The sequence below is a fragment of the Rhizobium sp. BK619 genome (genome assembly GCF_014195245.1).
Classification (GTDB): domain Bacteria; phylum Pseudomonadota; class Alphaproteobacteria; order Rhizobiales; family Rhizobiaceae; genus Rhizobium; species Rhizobium acidisoli.
Genome location: NZ_JACIBH010000017.1, coordinates 87,477 through 105,470, shown reverse-complemented (window position 1 = coordinate 105,470; position 17,994 = coordinate 87,477). Strand labels below are relative to the sequence as shown.

The 17,994-nt window shown below is 63.2% G+C and carries 17 protein-coding genes and 1 pseudogene; 2 read left to right on the top strand and 16 right to left on the bottom strand.

Translation table 11 applies throughout. The features are described from left to right. Positions 1–5: 5 nt before the first annotated feature. Positions 6–859: pseudogene (locus FHX14_RS28825) on the bottom strand (hypothetical protein). Positions 860–974: 115 nt separating this feature from the next. Then, positions 975–2,027 carry a proline racemase family protein gene (locus tag FHX14_RS28820; RefSeq protein ID WP_184380331.1) on the bottom strand — a complete coding sequence of 351 codons (1,053 nt, stop codon included), beginning with the start codon at positions 2,025–2,027 and terminating at the stop codon, positions 975–977. Positions 2,028–2,253: 226 nt separating this feature from the next. Here FHX14_RS28820 and FHX14_RS28815 point away from each other — a divergent pair, with 226 nt between their 5' ends. Further along, on the top strand, positions 2,254–3,255 hold the full coding sequence (locus tag FHX14_RS28815) for an Ldh family oxidoreductase (protein WP_184380329.1): 1,002 nt from the start codon (positions 2,254–2,256) through the stop codon (positions 3,253–3,255). Positions 3,256–3,259: 4 nt separating this feature from the next. On the opposite strand, the gene FHX14_RS28810 is transcribed toward FHX14_RS28815, so the two are convergent. From FHX14_RS28810 to FHX14_RS28775, 8 genes are all read right to left on the bottom strand, one after another. Beyond that, entirely contained in the window at positions 3,260–3,937 is a 678-nt protein-coding gene (locus tag FHX14_RS28810; RefSeq protein WP_184380327.1) for a GntR family transcriptional regulator, read from the bottom strand. 184 nt (positions 3,938–4,121) lie between these two features. Beyond that, entirely contained in the window at positions 4,122–5,036 is a 915-nt protein-coding gene (gene iolE / locus FHX14_RS28805) for a myo-inosose-2 dehydratase (protein WP_184380325.1), read from the bottom strand. An 18-nt stretch (positions 5,037–5,054) separates the two neighbouring features. Beyond that, complete coding sequence (locus FHX14_RS28800; protein ID WP_246713485.1) at positions 5,055–5,429, bottom strand: MurR/RpiR family transcriptional regulator; 375 nt, start codon at positions 5,427–5,429, stop codon at positions 5,055–5,057. Between the two features lie 8 nt (positions 5,430–5,437). Continuing rightward, positions 5,438–6,460, bottom strand: coding sequence for a Gfo/Idh/MocA family oxidoreductase (locus tag FHX14_RS28795; protein WP_184380323.1), 1,023 nt, complete (start codon positions 6,458–6,460; stop codon positions 5,438–5,440). Positions 6,461–6,486: 26 nt separating this feature from the next. Further along, positions 6,487–7,281 (bottom strand): TIM barrel protein, encoded by a 795-nt coding sequence (locus FHX14_RS28790; RefSeq protein WP_184380321.1) that lies wholly within the window; start codon positions 7,279–7,281, stop codon positions 6,487–6,489. A gap of 85 nt (positions 7,282–7,366) precedes the next feature. Beyond that, the gene (locus tag FHX14_RS28785) at positions 7,367–8,155 is read right to left on the bottom strand and encodes an ATP-binding cassette domain-containing protein (RefSeq protein WP_184380319.1); all 789 of its coding nucleotides are present in this window, start codon (positions 8,153–8,155) and stop codon (positions 7,367–7,369) included. Continuing rightward, complete coding sequence (locus FHX14_RS28780; RefSeq protein ID WP_184380317.1) at positions 8,155–9,276, bottom strand: ABC transporter permease; 1,122 nt, start codon at positions 9,274–9,276, stop codon at positions 8,155–8,157. Before FHX14_RS28780 ends, FHX14_RS28785 begins: the two co-directional genes overlap by 1 nt. Before the next feature lie 123 nt (positions 9,277–9,399). Then, on the bottom strand, positions 9,400–10,353 hold the full coding sequence (locus tag FHX14_RS28775; RefSeq protein WP_012555813.1) for a sugar ABC transporter substrate-binding protein: 954 nt from the start codon (positions 10,351–10,353) through the stop codon (positions 9,400–9,402). A 177-nt stretch (positions 10,354–10,530) separates the two neighbouring features. Between FHX14_RS28775 and FHX14_RS28770 the strand changes: the two genes are divergently transcribed. Beyond that, positions 10,531–11,526, top strand: a complete 996-nt coding sequence (locus tag FHX14_RS28770) for a LacI family DNA-binding transcriptional regulator (protein WP_184380474.1) — start codon at positions 10,531–10,533, stop codon at positions 11,524–11,526. 11 nt (positions 11,527–11,537) lie between these two features. On the opposite strand, the gene FHX14_RS28765 is transcribed toward FHX14_RS28770, so the two are convergent. Genes FHX14_RS28765 through FHX14_RS28740 form a run of 6 tightly spaced genes read right to left on the bottom strand, consistent with a single transcriptional unit; the run spans position 11,538 to position 17,929 of the window. Next, positions 11,538–12,293, bottom strand: a complete 756-nt coding sequence (locus FHX14_RS28765; protein ID WP_184380315.1) for an SDR family NAD(P)-dependent oxidoreductase — start codon at positions 12,291–12,293, stop codon at positions 11,538–11,540. A 9-nt stretch (positions 12,294–12,302) separates the two neighbouring features. Then, a complete protein-coding gene (locus FHX14_RS28760; RefSeq protein WP_184380313.1) occupies positions 12,303–13,067 on the bottom strand; it encodes an SDR family oxidoreductase in 765 nt (254 codons plus the stop codon). Positions 13,068–13,075: 8 nt separating this feature from the next. Then, on the bottom strand, positions 13,076–14,110 hold the full coding sequence (locus FHX14_RS28755) for a proline racemase family protein (RefSeq protein ID WP_184380311.1): 1,035 nt from the start codon (positions 14,108–14,110) through the stop codon (positions 13,076–13,078). After that, positions 14,107–15,597 (bottom strand): aldehyde dehydrogenase family protein, encoded by a 1,491-nt coding sequence (locus FHX14_RS28750; protein ID WP_184380472.1) that lies wholly within the window; start codon positions 15,595–15,597, stop codon positions 14,107–14,109. Before FHX14_RS28750 ends, FHX14_RS28755 begins: the two co-directional genes overlap by 4 nt. A 31-nt stretch (positions 15,598–15,628) precedes the next feature. Continuing rightward, positions 15,629–16,879: an FAD-binding oxidoreductase gene (locus FHX14_RS28745; RefSeq protein WP_184380309.1), complete on the bottom strand. Its 1,251-nt coding sequence runs from the start codon at positions 16,877–16,879 to the stop codon at positions 15,629–15,631. Positions 16,880–16,894: 15 nt separating this feature from the next. Further along, on the bottom strand, positions 16,895–17,929 hold the full coding sequence (locus FHX14_RS28740; protein WP_184380307.1) for a proline racemase family protein: 1,035 nt from the start codon (positions 17,927–17,929) through the stop codon (positions 16,895–16,897). Positions 17,930–17,994: the final 65 nt, after the last annotated feature.

Sequence of the window (17,994 nt, the reverse complement as noted above, 5' to 3'; positions counted from 1 at the left end):
GCCACTCAGCCGCCGAGCCTGACGATGCCGTATGGATTGAACTTATATTCGTCCACTTCGTAGGTGGAATTGAAGGAGTGGCTTGCCTGGCGCGCCTTCAGCGTCGGCTCGAGCCCGCGCTCGGCGATCTCGTCGGCGACTGCATCCATGATGGCGACGATCTGCCGTTCGCTGCCTTCTGTGTCAGGCACATAGACATCCGGCAGTCCGACGAGATGGAAGCCGACGCTTTCGAGATACCCCCGCGCAGATAGCGGCCGCTTCGCAAAGGCCAACCGGCCGATCCGCTGCTCTGCGAGCCTGTCGGCGGATTTCTGCGCTTCGGCTCCCTGCCGGATCAGCTCTCTCCACCGGTCGAGCCCATGGGCGATGCCGGCGCTTTCGCCCTTCACGGCAACCGCTCCCGCGCCGATCAACCGTTCGACGAGGCGGAGCGCCAGCATCGAAACAGTCACCGATTTCGCCTGCGCCATGCTTGGTCCAAGGACGTAGAGCACCGACTGATGATCGGCGACGGCTTTCTCGTCCGCCTGATCCCAGGCATCGGGTTCGACCCGATCCCAGCAGACGTCGAACGACCGGCTCATGCGATCATCAGGCTCGGCCTGCGAATAATCCTCGTCAATGCTGAATCCGCTGGCGAAGTCACGGATCGCCTGCGATGCCGCCTCGGAGAGATGCTGAGGTCGCGATCCCGCCCGAGAAAACACAGGACATGCCTCGGTGTCACCGACGATGCCTCGGCCTCGGCCTGCATCGTTTCCTTGCCGGCATCCGAGCCGGCCTCCTTGGCAGATGCCGGCCTCCAGCCGATCAGGGCCCAGAGTGTCCCCAACAGCGCGCGACGCATGAGATTCACGATCGATGCCTTTCGTCCGGGCGAATGTTTTGAGCTGCCTCAGCCTTGTAAACATCTGAAATCCGAAACGAAAGACATCACCATCACCAAAGGTGATGCCGTCGCGCGCCGATGCTCAGGCCCAGATGTCGCCTGGGGTGAACCCCTCGGTGAAGGGATCGTCATTGTCGAGAACCAGGGTATTGAGGCCCGAGATCCAGCTGGTCCCGGTCAGCGTCGGAACAACGGCCGATTTGTCGCCGATCCTGGCTTCTTCGACCAGCCTGCCGGTGTAGATATTGCCCAGGATACCCTGATGCCGGAAATCCTGGTTGAGCGGCAATTCGCCCTTCGCATGCAGAACCGCCATCTTCGCGCAGGTGCCGGTGCCGCAGGGGCAGCGATCGAGCGCTCCCGTCCAGGTGGCGGGATCGTCCCAGGAAAGATCGCCCGTCGCCATCGTCACCGTATTCTTCCAGTCGGCGTTCGGATCGTCCGTCGGTCCCGACAGCTGTGAGATCGTAATGCCAACGCCGGGATAATGCGGATGAGCGACCTGCAATTGTTCGATGGCCGCCTGCCGGATCATCGCGGAAACACGCGCGATCTCCCGCCCATGCGCCGGGATCAGTTCGAGACCTTTGAACTGCCTGACATCGGCGATGACATAGAACATGCCGCCCCAGCCGACATCGACGGTGACCTTTCCAAGATGCGGCACGTCGATGACCGCATCGAGATGGGCGGCGAATGCCGGCACGTTCTTGAAGGTCACGCTCTTGACCTTGCCGTTGCTGCATTCCGCCTTGATGCGGATCAGGCCGGCGGGCGCCTCGAGAACCAGCTCGGTGACCGGTTCCTTCATCCGAAGCATGCCCATTTCCAAGAGGACCGTGACCACCGAGATGGTGTTGCCGCCCGACATCATCGGATATTCGATCTGCTCCATGATGACATAGCCGGCATCGGCCTCCGGGTGAGAGGGCGGCACGATGATATTGCAGCAATGGGCGGGATAACCGCGCGGCTCACGCAGCATCAGCTTGCGCAGCTGGTCGTCATTGCTCTCCAGCCATTTCATCTTTTCATAGACGGAATTGCCGGGAATATGCGGAACGCCGCCCGTAATCACGCGCATCGGCGTGCCTGCGTGTGTATCGACCGCGTGGATCGTTCTTTTAAATCCCATGTCCATTCTCCTTTGAAGTCGGGTTGGCCGTTGCTTTGTAATATCGTATACGATATCATTTGTACGAAGTCGCAAATTTGTCAATCACCAAAGTCATGTTTGTGGACACACTTGTACATTTTCTGTCGGCGTTTCCTCGCTTCTGCTAGGAACGCCTGCTGAGATAACCGCGCCGAAGGCTGAACAGCATCCGGCGGCCAAGGAAACAGAGAATTGGAGATTTGCGATGTTGGATGAGATCCTACTCGATCAGACGGAAGCCGAGGCCTTGGCGATGCGGGCCTGCCTGGCAGCAGGCGCTGGAGAAGCCACCGCGCGCTCCCTCGTGGACGCCACCTTATCAGCCGCGATCTATGGGCCTGCCATGCTCGGTTTTCCGCACATGGTCGATTATCTCGACAGCTTCCACGAAGGCCGCATCAACTGCAATCCCGCGCCGAGATGTGAGCGTCCCTATCCCGCCTTCTTCGTCGCGGATGCCGATCGGGGCATCGCGCAGCTTGGTTTCGATCTGGCATTCGATGATCTCGTGGCAGCGGTGCGCAATTTCGGGCTGGCAGTCTTCACGCAAACCAACAGCTATACGGCGGGAGAACTGGGCTATTATGTCCGCAGGCTTGCCGGCCAAGGGATCGTCGGCATCGCCGCCACCAACGCCAATGCCATGGTGGTCGCCAAAGCCGGCGGTCCGGCCGTCTACAGCACCAACCCGATGGCCTTCGGCTTTCCGCTGGGAGAAGGGTCGCTGCCTCTCATCATCGACCAGGCATCCAGCGCCACCGCCTATATCAATATCGTCGCGGCCGCAGCCGAGGGGCGCAGCATCCCGGAAGGATGGGCCGTCGATGAAGCCGGCAAGGATACCCAGGATGCGGCAAGAGCGCTCGGCGGAGCGCTTCTTCCTTTCGGCGGACGCAAGGGCGCCAATGTGGCGCTGATGGTGGAAATGCTGTCGGCCGGCCTCTCCGGCGGCCCCTGGTCATTGGATACGCCATCGTTCCGAGAGGGAAGCGCCAGCCCCGCCGTGGGATTGACCGTCGTCGCGATGATGCCGGGGCGCAGCGACGATGGCCTTGTCGAGCGCGCCCGTCGCCAGGCCGACCGCCTTCAGGAGAAGGGCGTCTTCGTGCCGGGGGTGAGCGGCATCGAATACCCGAGGCCGGCGTCGGAAAAGCTGAAAGTGCCGCGCTCGGTCTTCGAGGCCGTCACCAGAATAGCGGGCGCCTGACGGCTCAGCCGGGCTTCTTCGCAGGAAGATGTTGGAGAAGCGACTGGCAGGCGCTCATGATGTGGGCATAGAGCAGACCTGCCGCCTTTTCCTCATCGCGCTCGCGGCAGGCTTCGAGGATCTGCCGATGTTCGCGATCCGCCGTCTGCTTGCCATGCGACAGGGTCAACTGCACGCGGAGATATCGTTCCAGCCGGTCGTTGACGGAACGGATGGTGGTGACGAGAAATGGCCGCTGCGCATCCTCGTAAAGGCAGCTGTGAAATCGCCAGTTCAATTCCGACCACCGGGCGACATCGGTTTCGCCTGCAAAGGCGTCGCAATAGCCAAGCGCCCTTTCAAAGGTCTCTTCCGTCATGTGAGGGATCGAGAGCTTGATGGCATTCGATTCCAGGATCGCGCGCACCTCGAAGATCTGCACAATCTCGGGCTCCGAAACGCTGGTGACGATCGCGCCCTTGTTGCGGTGGAATTCCACCAGACCTTCGGCCTCCAGCCGTTTCAGCGCCTCCCGCACCGGAATCTTGCTGACGTTGAACAGCCGAGCGACATCGTCCTGACGGATCGGTTCCCCTTCGTCCAGAGAACCGTCGGCGATGGAATCACGGATGAATTTCAAAATGACATCCGAGGCTGTCGGCGCCTTTCCGAGATTTGTCACCTGAGCGGTGTTGAAAGGCATTCCCCAAGCTCCTTCTTTCCGGGACCACGTTCATGCTTGGGATATCGTAGACGATCTCATTCCTCAAGATCGATCAGCTTTTTCACGCCACGGCCTGCGCTCCCGTCATCTCCGGATCCAGCCGACGGTTTTGCGTTCACCGAGAAATTGCCGTGCAGGCCGATGGAGCGGCCGATTTCGACCGCTATTTCTGCTGACCGAAAAGCCCGGCAAGATGGGCGAATGCCCTGCCGACCGCCGGTCTCGGCGGTGCAACCGACGGGTCCTGCTCGGCCTCCACGACGAGCCACCCTTGAAAGGCGCTCTCGCGGACAAAGCGGGCAACCGGGGCGAAATCGATCGCGCCGTCCCCCGGCACCGTGAACATCCCGCATCGGACGCCCGCGTTGAACCCGAGATCATCCGTCCGGACCTGATTCATGACGGCCCTGCGAACGTCCTTGAGATGGATATGCACGATCCGGTCGCCGAAGCGCTCTATCAGCCGGTGATAGTCGAACCCCGCCCCCGCGGCATGGCCGGTGTCGAGGAGCAGCCCGACCTCGCGACCCGTCGTGTCGAACAGGCGCGAGATCTCATCGAAGGTCTCCGTCACCATCATTAGATGATGATGATAGGCCAGTTGGAGATCGTATTCACCCGCCAGACGTTTCGAGAATTCGGTCAAGCGCGAAGCATAGGCCGATATCTCGCCTGCCGGCATGATCAGGCGCTGGGACATGGGCGCGTCGAGAGGCGACCCGGGCGTCATCATGGCGACCTCGCCGTAGACCATCACCTTGCAGTCCATCGCATGGAGAAGGTCGGCATGAGCCGCGGCAGCGGCCATTTCGTCATCGACGCGGCGTTCCGCCAATTCGCCGGAATGCCACCCTGAAGCCAGCGCCAGTCCTTGATCGTGGAGCAACGGGCGCAGCAAGCCCTCCTCCCGAGGAAATTTTCGGCCGAGTTCGACGCCTTGGTATCCCGCCGCCGCCGCATCGAGCAGGCAGGTGTCCAGCGAGATATCGGCGCCCAGATCTTCAAGAACGTCGTTCGCCCATGACAGGGGGCTGACGGCAAGCCGCACGCCTTCGGGCAAGAAATCGAGAGGATTCATGCGTACTCCTGTGGCGCCTCAATGCGGCGCGGCAGACGCCGGTGGCTTGGAAATGACTGGACGGGCGGCGCCGGAGATCGATCGCAAATGCTGTTGAAAGCAACACTTCAGCTCCCTGAAGGTGTCGAAGCCCAACGCATTGGCAACGCGGACCACGGTGGAAGGCGACACCACGCATTCGCCCGCCACGGAACTTATCGTCCCGAAGGCGACGATGTCGGGCCGTGCCAGCATCTTGCGCGCCACGCGCTCCTGCTGCTCGGGAAGCCGCAACCCGGCTGCTGTAATCATGCCCTTCAGTTCGGCGATGCTGTTCGGCTTCTGCAATGTCTGCTGGGCGCTCATCGGTGTCGGCTCCTTGTTGAGGCGGGATGCGCCGACCAGGCGGCGCATCCGAGCTTTCATGGCAAAAGAACGGGCTGATTCTTCGAAACGGACTCGATGCTGGCGAGCGCGATCATCAAAGCGTTGCGCGCGTCCACGCCTGTCGGCGCATCCTTGAGTTCGCCGCCATTGCGCACGGCGTCGACGAACATGGCGAGCTGGGCGGTGTACCCCTGGACGAAATGATCGGTGTCCCGTCGCCACGTGTCGTTCGAGACGCCGTCTTTGTCGAAGAGGGTCATACTCGACCGCCGAACGTCACCCATGGTGACCATGCCCCCGGATCCGAACACCTCGCCGCGGATATCGTAACCGTAGAGCGCCGAGAAGTTCGCCTCCGCGACGGCAACCGAGCCGTTGTCGAAGCGGATGTTGACCACGGCGGTGTCGAGGAAGCCCTTCTCCTTTGCCTCAGGACGGAGGAGCGCGTCGGCCATCGCGAAAACCTCGACCGGCTTGGCGCCGGGATTGAGCCAAAGCAGAGTGTCAAAGTCGTGAATGAGCGTCTCGTAGAAAATAGTCCACTGTGGGATGCGGTCGGGATCGGTGCCGAACGGACCCGGATCGCGCGTCAGAGAGCGAATGAGCTGCGGGGCGCCGATCTTTCCGGCGTCGATGGCGGCGCGGCCCTCGGCAAAAGCCTGGTCCCAGCGTCGGTTGAACCCGACCTGGAGCGGCACCCCGGCCGAACGCGCCGCGGCGATCGCCCGGTCCGCATCTTCGAGGGTCAGGGCCATCGGCTTCTCGCAGAAGATCGCCTTGCCGGCTTCGGCGGCCTGCACCAGCACGTTTGTATGGAACCGCGCCGGGGTGGCGATCACCACCGCATCGAGACCCGGATGGGCAAGGAGTTCTGAAACCTCAGCATATGCGGCGTCCACACCGAGCGTTTCCGCAAGCTTCGCCGCCGCGCCCGGCGCCGGGTCTGCGATGGCGACGAGTTCTGCGTCGACCAGCCGGCGAGCGATGGATTGGCCATGGAAGGAGCCGATGCGGCCGGCGCCGATAAGGCCGACATTGACGGATTTGATCTTGGGCATGGGTCGGGTCCTGTAGGATTGAAACGTCAGAGAGTGAATGCGGAGCGGAAGGCTTCGAGCGCGGCGTCGGATTCACCGGCAGCCCAGGCTTCCAAGCCGACGGGACCGGCGTAGCCCATCGCCTTGAGCGCTTTGGCGACCCCCTTCCAGTTGACCTCGCCGGTGCCGGGTTCGCAGCGTCCCGGCACGTCGGCGACCTGAATCTCGCCAATCCATGGCAAGCACTTGCGGCACAGCTCGATCAGGTTCCCCTCGCCGATCTGGGCGTGATAGAGATCAAGGTTCAGGCGAAGACGGGGATGGTCGATACTGGAAACGAGCGCCATCGTGTCCTCCGCGCGCCCGAACGGCACGCCGGGGTGATCGACCGGCAGGTTCAAATTCTCGAGCGTGAAGACGACATTCTCATCCTCCGCCAGGTCGACGATCCGGCGCAGCGTGTCGCGCGCCTTCATCCACATCGCCCCTGTGACGACCTCGATCGGCTGAACCGGAAGGCCGCGGTCGCCAAGACCGGTGCCGTGAAGGTTCAGCCGCTGAACGCCGAGGCGCTTGCCGACCTCAGCGGTCTGGCGCGCCGTCCTCAGAAGTTCGTCCGCGCCCTCGTCATCGGTGAGCCGGCCAGTGAGATAGCCGTTCATGATGGTGAAGGTGGCGCCGGTCGCCTCCAGCTTGCGAATGTCGTGTTCCGGCCAGTTCCAGAGACCGACGCCGAAACCCTGTTCCTTGAGGCGCGAGGCACGCCATTCGATGGGCCGGTCGCGCCACAGCATTTCGGCGCAGGCCGCCAATGGAAAGGGGGATGATATTGAATTGCTCATTGCGGGGTCTTCCCTGATCATGGGTATGAGTGTCCGTGGTCCGGCACGAGGTGCCGGACCGAATTCGCTTGTTTTCACGGGAGCGTCAGATCGTTCCGCCAAGCTCCTCGGAGATCGACTGAAGCTCCTTGCCGCCCGCCATCAGGCTCTGCAGGCTGTCGAGATTGATCTCGCTTTTAGCAAAGGTTCCCAGCGTCTTGCCGCGGTTCAGCGCCGTGAATCGGTCGCCGACCGCATAGGCATGGCGGACGTTGTGGGTGATGAAGATCACGCCGAGCCCCTTGTTCCGCACCAGGCCGATATACTTCAGGACCATCGAGGTCTGGGCGACGCCGAGCGCCGAGGTCGGCTCGTCCAGGATGAGCACCTTCGCCCCGAAATAGACAGCGCGGGCGATGGCCACGCATTGGCGCTCGCCTCCGGAAAGGGTCCCGACCGCCTGATCGGGCTCGCGCACGTCGATGCCGATCTTGCGCATCTCGTCGCGGGTAACGTTATTGGCGAAGTCCATGTCCATGCTCTTGAAGGGTCCGAAGCCTTTCAGCGGCTCGCGCCCCATGAAGAAGTTCCGGGTCACCGACATCAACGGGATCATCGCAAGGTCCTGATAGACGGTCGCGATCCCGGCATCGAGCGCGTCGCGAGGTCCGCTGAAGGATCGCGGCTGCCCGTCGATGAGAAACTCTCCGGACGTCGGTTTGAACACGCCCGACAGCGTGTTGATGAGAGTGGATTTTCCCGCACCGTTATCGCCGAGAAGGCAGAGAACTTCCCCTGCGTTTACGCTCAGCGAGACACCGTTCAGGGCGATGATGGAGCCGAAGTGCTTTACGAGGTTCTTGACCTCGACGAGTGGCGCCTGGGACGTGCTCATCAGCGTTCTCCCGTTACGCGTTTGCGAATGACATTGTTGAAGATGACGGCGGTGAGAAGCATGCCGCCCAGGAAGACCAGATACCAGTCCTGGTCGATCGAGGTGTAGGTCAGCCCGATCAGCACCATGCCGAAGACGATGGAGCCGAAGAAGGCGCCGATCGCCGAGCCATAGCCGCCGGTCAGGAGGCATCCGCCGATGACGGCTGCGATGATCGCCTCGAACTCCTTCTGAAAGCCGCGGCGAGCGTCGGTCGAACCCGCATCGAGCACGGTCAGGATGGCGACCAGCGTGGCGCACATCGCCGTGACGATGAAGAGTGTGGTCTTGACGCGCGCAACGGGAACGCCGGATTTTCGGGCAGCGCGCGGATCGCCGCCGGAGGCGAAAATCCAGTTGCCGAAGCGCGTGCGCAGCAGCACCCAGGTCGCCAGCAAAGCGATGAAAACGAACCACAGGATCTCGATGGGGATTCCCGGAACCTTGGGCGCGCCGCTCGGGAAGGTCTCGATGAAGCCATGGGCGCCAAGCCACGAGAACAGGCCGCCGAAGGCGTCGCCGGAGAAGAGCGGCGCGAGCGGGCTGTTGGCGGCGGCCTCCTTCATGCCGCGAAGCTGCGTCGCGCCGCCGCTGGCCCATTTGAGGCCGACGAGCGTCAGGCCGCGCAGAATGAAGAGAAACGCCAGCGTCACGATGAAGGAAGGCAGGCCGGTGCGCATCGTCAGCTGCGCGTTGGTCACGCCGATGACGGCGGCGAAAGCCAGGGCGATCAGGATCGCGACACTCAGCGGCAGGTGCAGAACGACGAGCGCCGTGCCGAACACCAGGCCTGCGAAGGCGACCATGGAGCCGATCGACAGATCGAACTCGCCGCCGATCATCAGCAGGGCCGCGCCGATTGCAAGAATGCCGAGCTGTGCGGCAGGCGCCATGAAGTTGATCACGCCGGCAAGCGTGAACATGGCCGGATTTGCAGTGAAGAAAAAGAAGATGGAGACGAGCACCAGTCCCGCGACAGCGCCAAGTTCCGGGCGGCGCAGCAGCGCGGTCATGGTCGAAACCTTCTTCAGCCGCTCGTCGGACCGGGCCGCAGTCCCGTTCTGTTCGTTGGCCAGCGTCATGGTCGTTCCTTAGAATAGATCGTTATCCGTGCGCCGCGCCCGCCGTCCCGATCAATTGCGGATCGGGAGGCATGCGGCGATGAAGGCAGCCCCACCCGCAGGTGGAGCTGCCGCGGCGTCCGCCTAGCGGATGCCCTGGGAGGATTTCTCGATAACCGAAGCGGCTGCGTCCTTCTCGACGAAGCTCGGGCCGGAGGCGACGTTGCCTGCCGGGATCGTGCCGTAGCGGGCGTTGAGAGCGAGGAAGGTCACAGGCAGGTAGCCCTGCAGGTAGGGCTGCTGATCGACGGCGAAGAGAGCCTTGCCGTCCGCAACGGCCTGCAGGAAGCCGGCGGATAGATCATAGGATGCCACCTTGACCTTGTCGCCGTTGCCCATCTTTTCGACGACCGCGACGGCGCGCTCGCCGACGAGCGGAGCCGAGAGGCCGAGCACGACGTCGATCGACGGATCGGAGGTCAGCGCCGCCTGAATCTTCGCTTCGATTTCCGCCGGGTCCGCCGTGGTCGGCAGGACAGTGACCTTGCCCCCTTCGAAGCCCTTCTCGGTGCCGGCACAACGCTGGTCGAGCGCGGCGTTGCCGACTTCCTGGTTGACGCAGAGGACATGCTTCAGGCCCAGCGACTTGAGCTTCTCGCCGACCTTGATGCCGGCCGGCATCTCGTCCTGGCCGACATGCAGCTTGATGCCGAGCTTCTCGGCGGCTGAAATGCCCGAGTTCATCGAGATAACCGGAATGCCGGCGGCGACGGCCTTTTCGATAGCCGGGCCCAGCGCGTCGGGATCAGGATTGGAGATGACGATACCGGCCGGGTTCTGATTGACGGCGGCTTCGATGAGCTGAGCCATTGCGACCATGTCGAAGGTTTCCGGCGCGCGGTAGTCGACCTTCACGTTGCTGTCCTTGGCGGCCTGCATCATGCCGTTCTTGACGATCGACCAGAACGGATCCGACGCCTGTCCATGCGTGACGGCGATGATGCTCGGCTGCTCCTGCGCCTTCACGCCAACCGACCACGACGCTGCGATTCCTACGGCGACAACACCGTATGCAAGCTTCTTCAGAATGGATTTCATCTTTTCCTCCTCCAAGCCGTCCCCTCCACAGGGCGGATAAACGAATGCTACCGGGTGCAAAACGTTTGCTACCGGGTGCAAGCGGGTGCATCATATGCAGGAATAAGCTAAAAGCAAGCATTCATTTCACCGGAATCGGAAAATGGAATGTTTATTCCATTTTCTTCGGGAGGCGTAATGCGCAAGCGGGCAACGGCAAAACAGGTGGCGGAGGCCGCAGGAGTATCGAAGTGGACGGTCATCAGGGCCTTCACACCCGGCGCGTCCATCACCGAGGAGAGCAAGCGCAAGGTGCTGGAGATGGCTGCCGCGCTGAACTACACGCCGAACCTCTTGGCGCGCAGTCTCGCGACGAACTCGACGCGGCAGGTGGCAGTGTTCGTCGACGATTTTGCCAACCCGCAAAAGCTCCCTTTCCTCGAAACCTTGACGGAGCAGTTACAGGCGGCCGGACTGGTTGCGATGCTCATCAACATCAACAATCATTTCGACCATGTGAACGCGCTGCTCCATGCCGACCAGCGTCAGGTCGACGCCATCATCCTCTTCGGCACCGCGTTCCGCGACGAAACGCTGACCGACCTGCAGCTCGGCCATGGAATGCCTCCCATGTTCGTTCTGGCCCGAGACAGCCAGATCGACGGCGTCCCAGCTGTCGTATGCGACGCCGAACTGGCGCTTCGGGACATCGTCCGTCACCTTCATGAACGAGGCTATCGGCGCCCCGGTTTCATGAGTGGGGCTGCTGCTCTCTCGACAGCGCTGAGGCGACGTCAGCATTACGTCGAGGTCTGGGCCGAGCACGGCATCCAAAACATCTCACTTCTTTCCGCAGACAGGTACAGTGCGGACGCGGGCGCCGCGTCCGTCCGGGCATATCTCGCGAGCACGCCGGCGGACGAGCGGGTGGATGTCCTGATGTGCGAAAACGACATTCTCGCACTGGGAGCAATGGACGAGATTCGCGGAAACTTCGGACTGAAGATTCCCGAGGACATCGCTATCGTCGGCTTCGACAATTACGAACTCGGCGGATCATACGGGTACGGTCTGACAACCTACGAACAACCCAGGGAAGAGATGGTGCGGGCTGTCCTCGGCATGATCAAGGGCACTGTCGAACCGGAAACCGTGACGCTGCCGGGCCGGCTCGTCGTTCGAAGTTCGACATAGTGGTCCGAGCTCTATGAAACGGCCTGCGCGCCGGTGATCTCCACCAAAGAGCCGCACATGAAGGCAGCTTCATCCGATGCGAGGAATGCCACCAGAGCCGCCACCTCTTCCGGCTTGCCGATACGACCATAGGGAACGAGCTTGTCGAGATCGGCGATCGTCCGGCCGGAGCGCTTGACGCCGGCTTCGAGCATCGGCGTATGAATTTCGCCGGGGCAGACGGCGTTCACCCGGATCTTGTCCGGCGCGTAATCCCTGGCAAGGTTCTGGGTGAAGGCGGCAACCGCCGCCTTTGTCGTGTTGTAAGCGATATGGTTCGGCGCGGGGTAGAGACCCCATTGCGAGGCCGTATTGACGATCGCGCCGCTGCCGGCGGCGATCATATGCGGCAGGGCCGCGCGGCAAAGATGGAACATCGAATCCAGATTGACTGCGAAACTCAGCTGCCAGTCTTCCTCCGAGAGCGCCAGCAGATTGCCGCGCCGGTTGATGCCGGCATTGTTCACCAGCACATCCAGCCGCCCCCTGATCGCAAAGGCTTTCTCGATGAGCTCCACACATTCCGGCTTGCGGGAGATGTCGGCCGCAATGGCGGTCGCCGATCCGCCGGCCGCCTCGATCAGCGAAGCAACTTCGCCTGCCGCCTGGGCGTTGGCATCGGTCACCACCACCAGCGCGCCTTCCTCGGCCAACCTCTTCGATATGGCCGAGCCGATGCCACCGCCGCCACCGGTCACGATCGCGACTTTTCCCAAGAATCTTTTCATCTCGCTCTCCTACCTGATATAGCTGCCGCCGTTGATATCGAACGTCGCCCCATTGACCGACGCTTGCGAAGGACGAAGCAGGAAGGCCACCAGCTCGGCGATCTCGGCCGGCTCGGCCATCTCGCCAATCGGGATGTCGCCGACCGCTGCATCCTTTCCGTGCCTCGCCACGAACTCCTCGGCCATGTCGGTGCGCACCCAGCCCGGCGCGATGGAGACGGCGACGACCCCGTCGCGCCCGAAGCTCCTCGCGATCGACTTTGTGAGATTGATGAGCGCCGCCTTCGTCGCCCCGTAGGGCATCGCTTCGGCGGCGTATCCGCGCTGCCCGGCGCGGCTCGCCATATTGACGATCCGCCCGCCGCCCTGCTGCTTGAAATGCACGAGGGCCTCCTTGCAGAGATCGGCGGCTGCGAAGAAGTTCACCTGAAACTCTTTCTGCCAGGCGGCCCGCCAATCGGCGGGATCGGCATCGATCGAAATCTCACTGCGGATGCCGGCATTGTTGACGACGGCATGAATCCGTCCCGCCGCCGCGAGCGCGTCACGCCATAGCGCAAAGGCGCCGTCGGGGCTGGAGAGGTCGGCCTGGACGATCAGGCCGTTCCCACCGAGCTTGGCAAGCAAGGCTTGCGCCCTCTCTTTGTCGCGCCCGTAATGGATGACGGGCCGCGCGCCTTCGGCGGAGAGGCGCTCGACGATGGCAGCGCCGATCCCGCCCGATGCTCCGGTGACGAGGACTGTCTGGCCGGTCAGGGATTGAAGGTAGGACATGGTGGCTCCTAACCGAGCATGTCGACCTGGGGACCCCAGGTGTCGGACAGCGCGAAACCGGCGGCGAAGGGATCGTCGTCGGACAGGCGCAACTGTTCACGGCCATAGATGAAGGCGCGGCCGGTTATTCTCGGCAGCACGGCACGGCGGCCGCCGACCTCGGTTTCGCCGATCGCTTCCGCCAGGAATTCCCCGCCGATGATCGACCGCGACGTCCGCCGGTCGCCGACGGAGACCTCACCGCGGGCATAAAGCGTCGCCAGGTTCGCCGAGCTGCCGGTGCCGCAGGGCGAGCGATCGACGCGGCCGGGCTGCAGCGTCGTGCAGGTTCTGACCGCACCGTCGGCTTCCCGACCGCGGAACATTACATAAGCGATCTCATCGACGCCGGCGAGAACCGGATGAGCGACCGAAACCTGGCCAGCCAGAAGCGCCTTGAGCTCGATGCCGGCTTCCGCCAGCAGCCGGGCATTGGCCGGCGCGATATCGAGGCCGAGCTGATCGACGTCGACAAGCGCGTAGTAGACACCGCCGAAGGCGACATCGATTTTGATGCGACCCCATTTCGGCGTCTCCACCTCCCGGTCCAGCGCTTCGGCGAAGCTCGGCACATTGTCCAGGCTGACGGACAGGCAGCGGCCATCGCGGCAGGCAGCGCGGGCGACGATGAGACCAGCGGGGGTGTCCAGGCGCACCACCGTCTCCGGCTCCGACATCGCCACCCTCCCGCTTTCGAGAAGGGCAGTGACCACGCAGATGCAGTTGCTGCCGGACATCGGATGGGCGCGATCGGCTTGCAGCACGATAAAGCCGGCATCGGCATCGGCGCGTGTCGGCGCGACGAGCAGGTTCACCGACATGGCAACGCTGGCGCGCGGCTCGAAGGTGACGAAGCGGCGCAGGCTGTCGTCGGCCGTGTTGATGTGGTTCATCTTGTCGAGCATCGTCGCGCCCGGTATTTCGGGCGCGCCGGAGACGATGACCTTGCCGATCTCGCCCTGGCAGTGGACCTGCAGCAGATCGAGGCTGCGGTCCCAGTTCATTCGGCCGCCTCCGGCTTGATGTACCAGCCCCAGGGCTCCTTGCTGGCGAAGCGGGTGATCTGCTTGGTCTCGAGATAATTGTCGAGGCCCCAGCGCCCGAGTTCGCGGCCGATGCCGGATTCCTTGTAGCCGCCCCAGGGCGCCTCGGTGAAGGTCGGCTGCGAGCAGTTGATCCAGACGATGCCGGCGCGGAAGGCGGCCGCAACACGTTCGGCCCGGATGTCGTCCTTCGACATGACGGCGGCGGCAAGCCCGAAGCGGGAATCATTGGCGAGCGCGATCGCCTCCTCTTCGGTCTTGAACGGCCTTATGCAGACGACAGGCCCGAAGATCTCCTCCACCCAGGCGGCGCTGTCGAGCGGAACATCCGTCAGAATGGTCGGCTGGAGGTAGTAGCCCTTGTCGAAACCTTCCGGGCGTGCCCCGCCGCAGGCGACCGTTGCGCCGGCCTGCCGGGCCGCTTCGATCGCGGCAACGACCTGCTCGTGCTGGCGCTTGGAAACCAGCGGCCCGAGGAGGACGCCCTCGTCCAGACCGTTGCCGATCTTGATCTTGCTGGTTTCCTCGATGAGCCGTGCAAGCAATCGCTCGTATATGGAGTCCTGCACGAGGACTCTCGACGTCGCCGAGCAGACCTGGCCCTGGTTCCAGAAGATGCCGAACATGATCCATTCGACGGCTTTGTCGATATCGGCGTCTTCGAAGACGACGAAGGGCGACTTGCCGCCGAGTTCGAGACTGACACGCTTGATGTCGCGGGCCGCCGCCGCCATGATTTTCGAGCCGACCGGCCCGGAGCCGGTAAAGGCAAGTTTGTCCACCTGCTTGTGATCGATGATTGCCTGCCCGGCGACCGACCCGGCTCCCGTGACGATATTGAGCACGCCCGCCGGCAGCCCCGCTTCGTCGGCAACCGCCGCCAGTTCCAGCGCCGTCAGCGACGTCAATTCGGCGGGCTTCAGCACCACGGTGCAGCCGGCGGCAAGGGCCGGAGCGACCTTCCAGGCTGCCATCAGCAATGGATAGTTCCAGGGAATGATCGCGCCGGCCACGCCGAGCGGCTCGCGCACCGCCTTGGAGGTGAAGCGCTGATCGGGAAGCGTGATCGCCTCCTCGGGATTGTTGTCCAGCTGTTCGGCGAGCCCCGCATAGAAATCGAAGCAGCCCGCCGCGTCGGCAACGTCCCAATCGGCCTCGGGGAACGGCTTGCCGTTGTCGAGGACTTCGAGGCGGGCGATCTCGGCCTGTCGGGCCCGGATGCCATCAGCGATCGCACGGAGATACCCCGCGCGCTGGGCTCCCGTCAGCTTCGGCCAGCCGTCCTTGTCGAAGGCGCGGCGCGCCGCCTTGACGGCCAGATCGACATCCTCCGCCGTTGCGGCGCCGATCGTCTGGATCACCTTCTCCGTCGCGGGATTGGTCACCGCGCAAGTGCCGCCCTTGACCGGCTTCACCCACTGTCCGTCGATATAGAGTTCGCTTCGCATGTTCACTCCCTTTCTCCTGGCGTCGCCGCTCTCAGAAGCGGTCGACACGATAGGGTTTCATGTCCACGGGCGGTTCGACACCCGTGATGAGATCGGCCATCAACCGGCCGGTCGTGGCCGCATAGGTGAGGCCGAGATGCCCGTGGCCCGTCGCATACCAGACGTTGCGGCGCTTGGCGGATGGACCCATGACCGGCACGGTGTCGGGCAGCGCCGGGCGATGCCCCATCCATTCCGTCGCGCTCCGGGGCACCAGATCAGGCAAGGCTTCCCGAGCCCTCTTCACCAAGATTTTCGCGCGGCGATAGTCCGGCGGAGCATCGAGTCCGGCCATCTCGACCGTGCCGCCGACGCGGATGCCACCCGCCGTCGGCGTCACCATGAAGGCGCGCGCCGGCCAGATGATCGAATGGCGCATCGAAATGCCGGGCTCCATGATCTGCGTGTGGTAGCCGCGCTCGGTTTCGAGCGGGATATGTTCACGCAGCAGCGCAGAAAGCCGGGCGGTGAAGGCGCCGGCCGCAAGCACCACCTTGTCGGCCGCAAGGGTGCGCCCGTCCGCCAGGCGCAAAGCCGAGACGCCGGCCTCGCCTTGCTCGAAACCGACGACATCGCCCTCAACGATCCGGCCGCCGAGCGCCTGGAACTTTCCGGTAAGGGCGGCGACGAGCTTGTAGGGATCAGTGACCGACCGATTGTCGGGAAAGAGCACCGCCTTGCCGATCCTAGTGGTCAAGGCCGGCTCGAGATCGCGGATGGCGTTGCCGCCGAGAATTTCGTGCCGGAAGCCGAAGCGCTCCAGGATGTCGATATGCGCGCGATCCGCCCTGAACTCGGCCTCGTCGGTATAGAGGCTCAAGCACCCCTCGGCCGTCAGCATCTGCGTCAGGCCGGCCTCCTTCAACAGCGCGTCCAGATCTTCATAGACCCGGCCGCAAAGCACGGCGCCGGCCGCTTCCAGCTCCCTCAATTTTGAGGGGTGGCTGGCGGCAAGGAATCTCAGGAACCACGGCACCAGCTTCGGCAGGTAGCCGGGCCGGATGCGCACCGGGCCTTCCGGATCGAGCAGCCATTTCGGCATCTGCGCCCAGATGCCCGGGCGAGAGGCCGGCATGAATTCGGTGACGGCGATGCTCGCCATATTGCCGTAGGAGGCGCCCATGCCGGGGGTCGCCCTGTCCACCAGCACGACGGCCTGCCCACGACGCTGCAGCTCATGGGCAATGACGACGCCGATGATACCGGCACCGACGACTACCACGGGAGTTTTGTTTCCGCTCATATCCATTCCCAGGCTTCAGACCGTCGTCATCCAGGTATCCGCCACGGTGAACCCCTGCTGGTAGGGATCGGTCGGATCCATGCCCATCTGGTAGAAGCCGGTGATCCATGCCTGTCCTGCGATCGCCGGTATGACGGCATCATATTTTCCGACCTTCGTCAGCCCGTCGATGGCGCAGGTGAAGCGGCTTCCGGTGATGGATTCATGGATGAGCGTTTCGCCGGGGGCGATCAGACCCTTGGCATGCAGCAGGGCAAGGCGGGCCGAAGAGCCGGTGCCGCAGGGCGAGCGATCGCAGCGGCCCGGAGAGACGACCACGCAGTTCCTCGATATCAGCTGACCGTTTTCGCGGCGAAGCGGCCCCATGAACTCGGTGTTGGTTATGCCTGGGATATCGGGATTTTCAGGATGCTCCACCGCAAGCTGCTCGGCGGCGGCGAATTTCAGCTTCTGCCCGACCGCGCAAAGGTCGCGGGCTTCGGAGGGATCGATCGAAAAGCCGAGAGCCGCGGCATCGACCATCGTATAGGTCATTCCGCCATAGACGATGTCGACCTGAACGGTTCCCAAACCTTCGACTTCGATATGGCTGCCGAGGTGGTAGCAGAAGGCTGGCTGGTTCACGAGCCGGACGCTCGTCACCTTGCCGTCCGAACATTCGCAGCGGACCCGGATCAGACCGGCCGGCGATTCCAATGTCAGATTTGTCACCGGTTCCTGCATCGGCAGAATGCCGGTTTCGAGCAGGACGGTCGCCACGCACATGGTGTTGGAACCCGACATAGCCGGATATTCCGTGGTCTCCAGGATCACATAGCCGAAATCCGCCTCGGGGTGATTGGAAGGCAGGACGATATTGGCGTTGTGCCAGACGGCACCGCGCGGTTCGAAGAGAACCATCTTGCGGATATCGTCCATATGGGTTTCGAGATAGGTCCGCTTGTCGAACATGGTCTCGCCCTTGACCTGGCCGACACCGCCGACGATCACCTTGCCGCTCTCACCTTCCGCGTGACAATCGACGACGGACAGGACCTTCTTGAATCGCATCGCTTGAGCCTTCCAGGTCTTCGTGGGGAAGCAGGTGCATTTTCGGGATCGGCCGCCTGCGTGGC